This is a genomic window from Actinotalea ferrariae CF5-4 (assembly GCF_000603945.1).
Taxonomy (GTDB): Bacteria; Actinomycetota; Actinomycetes; order Actinomycetales; family Cellulomonadaceae; genus Actinotalea; species Actinotalea ferrariae.
In genome coordinates, this window is the sequence record NZ_AXCW01000278.1 from 1 (window position 1) to 3,427 (window position 3,427).

A 3,427-nucleotide genomic window follows, 5' to 3' on the forward strand; every position below is an offset into this window, starting at 1 on the left:
CTCGCCGTCGAGCTCTCCGGCACCGGCGTCACGGCGACGGCCCTCTGCCCGGGTTTCGTCCACACGGAGTTCCACCAGCGGGCGGGCCTGCACCGCGACAACATGCCGGGCCTCGCGTGGTTGAACGCGGAGGAGGTCGTCGCCACCGCGCTGCGGGACGTGCGCCGCGGCGCCGTCGTCTCCACGCCCAGCCTGCGGTACGAGGTGGTCGCCCAGGTCGCCCGGCTCCTGCCGCGCTCGGTCATCCGGATGCTCTCGGGCGAGGGCAAGCTCCTGGCGAAGGTCCGCGAGAACGAGACCAAGGAGCCCCAGGTCTCCGAGTGACCCCGGAGCCCCAGGTCGCGGGTGGAGCACGAACCCAGGTCTCGGGGTGAGCACCGAGCCTCGGGTCTCTGTGCAGGAACCCGGCGCACGCGTCACGCGGGAACCCGCCCGCTCAGTCCTGGCCGGTCCCGCTAGCCTGCGACCGTGCCCAACGACGACCTGGTCCTCAGCCCGACGCCGCGCGAGCAGCTCCGCGACCTGATCCGTGAGCTCGCCGTCGTGCACGGCCGCGTGACGCTCGCCTCCGGCAAGGAGGCCGACTACTACGTCGACCTGCGGCGCGTCACGCTCCACCACCGCGCCGCGCCGCTGATCGGTCACGTGCTGCTGGACGTGCTCGAGGAGCACGGCCTCGGCACGGCCGACGTCGACGCGGTGGGCGGCCTGACGCTCGGCGCCGACCCGGTCGCCACCGCCCTCCTGCACGCGGCCGCGGCGCGCGGCCAGGACCTCGACGCGTTCGTCGTCCGCAAGGAGGGCAAGGCCCACGGGATGCAGCGCCGGATCGAGGGTCCCGACGTGGCCGGCCGGCGTGTCGTCGCCGTCGAGGACACCTCGACGACCGGGGGCTCGGTGCTCACCGCCGTCGAGGCGCTGCGCGAGGCGGGGGCCGAGGTCGTCGGCGTCGCCGTCGTCGTCGACCGCGGGACCGGCGCCCGGGAGCGCATCGAGGCGGAGGGCCTGCCGTACGTCGCGGTGCTCGGGCTCGCGGACCTCGGGCTGGCCTGACGGCTCCGGTCCGGGCCGCACCGGTCGATCGGACGACGACGGGGTCGTCCGCAGGCGTGGGGAGGGAGGTGGCGTGGAGCCCGACGTGCTGGGCGTGCTGCTGCCGTACCTCGCCGTGCCCGCCGTGCTGGTCGCCGGCTGGTGGTTCCACCGCCGTCGCCAGGAGGCCGTGCGCGCCTGGGCGGCGGGCGTCGGCTGGCAGGTGGTCGGCACCGACCCGTCCCTCGTCCACCGGTGGCGCGGGCGGCCGTTCGGGACCGGGGGCAGCCGCCGGGTGTCCGAGCTCGTCGTCGGCCGCTTCGCCGGGCGGCCCGCGATGTCGTTCTGCTACCGGTACACGACCGGGTCGGGCAAGAACCGCTCGACGGTGACGCACCACGTGGTCGCGCTGGGGCTGCCCACCTACCTGCCGACCGTCGAGCTCACGCCGGACGGCCTGGGAGCGAAGGTCGCGAAGGCGTTCGGCGGGCAGGACATCGCGTTCGAGTCCGAGGACTTCAACCGGGTGTGGCGCGTCACCGCCCCGGACCCCCGCTTCGCCCACGCGGTGGTGCACCCCCGTCTCATGGAGCGCCTCCTGCGCCCGGATGCCGCCGGTCTGTCGCTGCGGGTCGAGGGCACCGACGTCCTGTGCTGGTCCCTGGGCACGCCCCGTCTGGAGGCCGTCGGCCCGCGCCTGCAGGTGCTGACGGCCCTGGTCGAGCAGGTCCCGCGGTTCGTCTGGCTCGACCACGGGTACGACCCGGACGCCGCCCCCGACGTCACGGCGACCGCGCCCGCACCCCCGGCAGGACCGCCCCCGCGCCCGGCGCCCCTGCCTGCGCGGCACGCCCCCGCACCTCCCGCGGCCACGACCGCACCACCCGCCCCCGCTCCCGCACCGCCCGCCCCCGGAGGAGAACCGTGGACCTGATCATCCTTCTCGTCATCGCCGTGCCCCTGCTCGTGCTGCTGTGGGGCGTGGTGATCTACAACGGCCTGGTGCGCCTGCGGAACCTGGTCCAGGAGTCCTGGCGGCAGATCGACGTGGAGCTGCACCGGCGGCACGACCTCATCCCCAACCTGGTGGAGACCGTCCAGGGCTACGCCGCCCACGAGCGGCAGGTGCTCGAGAGCGTCACCGCGGCCCGCGCCGCCGCGCTGACGCCCGCGTCCGGGCCCGCCGAGCAGGCGGCGAACGAGGACATGCTGTCCCAGGCCCTCGGCCGGCTGCTCGCGGTCGCCGAGGCGTACCCGCAGCTGCGCGCGAGCGAGAACTTCCTCCAGCTGCAGACCGAGCTCGCCACGACGGAGGACCGCATCGCGGCCGGCCGGCGCTTCTACAACGCCAACGTCCGCGAGCTCAACACGAGGGTCGAGCAGGTCCCGTCGAACATCGTCGCGGGGATGTTCGGCTTCACGCGTGCCGAGTACTTCGAGACCGACGACGTCGCCCGCGCCGTCCCGCGGGTCGACTTCGGCGGCCGCACCGTCTGAGCCGGCACGTCCCACCCGCACATCCGACCCGCGCGAGCGGGTGTCCCCGCCGCGGGGCCCTCAGCCGACGAGCAGCACGACGACGAGCGCCGTCGTCGCGACGATCTCCCCGATCCCCACCGCCTTCGGCGTCGCCGTCGGCCACCGCAGCGGGACGACGACGGCGCGCACCGCCAGCAGCGCCAGGAGCACCGCGAGCGTGGGCACGGGCAGGAGCGCCCCGACCGCGGGGACGAGCGCGGCGCAGACGAGCAGCGCGACGGGCAGCGCGGCGTGGAGCACGACCGACGCGCGCAGCATCGCCCGGTTGCCGCGCTCGCGGATCAGCGTCTTGACGTAGAGCACGGTGCCGGCGAAGTAGGCGACCACGACGGCGGCCAGCGCCCAGGCCTGGGCGTCGTCCGCGCCGGGGAACCACGTCCACCCACCCCGGCCGCCGCCCCAGCCGCCGTCCGCCGCGAGCGGGACGCCGCCGGCGACCACGACCATGAGGCCGGCCGCCAGGACGGTGACCAGGTCGTTGGCCACCGAGCGCTCGTCCCGGAGGGCGGAGTAGCGCAGGCTCGCGGCCAGCAGCGGGGCGTAGGCGAGGCCCCAGGTGACCAGGGACGGGGCGGTCGCGACGAGCGCCACCCCGAGGACCACGGCCGCCGTCCCGTACGCCCGGACCGGCGGTAGCCAGCGCGGGCGACGCCGCGCCTTGAGCCACAGGCCGGCGGCGTTGTACGCGCAGAAGCCCACGAGCCAGACGACCAGCAGCAGGAGGTGCTGCCAACGCGGGCCGGCGACCACGGCCCCCACCACCGCGGGGGCGACGAGCATGGCCCACGCCCCGTGCTGCTGCGGCACCCAGCCCGGCCCGCGACGACGTCGGCCGCCGCGACCGCGCGCCGGGGCC

4 protein-coding genes and 1 pseudogene are annotated in these 3,427 nt (G+C 75.8%); 4 read left to right on the forward strand and 1 reads right to left on the reverse strand.

Going from position 1 to position 3,427, the window contains the following annotated elements; genetic code table 11:
* From N866_RS21540 to N866_RS16235, 4 genes and pseudogenes are all read left to right on the forward strand, one after another.
* Positions 1 to 324 (forward strand): annotated as a pseudogene (locus N866_RS21540) (SDR family NAD(P)-dependent oxidoreductase); the annotation flags it as partial.
* Between the two features lie 144 nt (positions 325 to 468).
* The gene (pyrE, locus tag N866_RS16225) at positions 469 to 1,053 is read left to right on the forward strand and encodes an orotate phosphoribosyltransferase (protein WP_081802741.1); all 585 of its coding nucleotides are present in this window, start codon (positions 469 to 471) and stop codon (positions 1,051 to 1,053) included.
* Positions 1,054 to 1,126: 73 nt separating this feature from the next.
* Entirely contained in the window at positions 1,127 to 1,966 is an 840-nt protein-coding gene (locus N866_RS16230) for a type III secretion system chaperone family protein (protein WP_034228298.1), read from the forward strand.
* A complete protein-coding gene (locus N866_RS16235) occupies positions 1,957 to 2,529 on the forward strand; it encodes a LemA family protein (RefSeq protein WP_034228299.1) in 573 nt (190 codons plus the stop codon). Before N866_RS16230 ends, N866_RS16235 begins: the two co-directional genes overlap by 10 nt.
* Positions 2,530 to 2,589: 60 nt before the next feature.
* Here N866_RS16235 and N866_RS16240 read toward each other — a convergent pair.
* A partial coding sequence (locus N866_RS16240) for a YwiC-like family protein (protein ID WP_342668441.1) occupies positions 2,590 to 3,427 on the reverse strand: 838 nt, incomplete at its 5' end.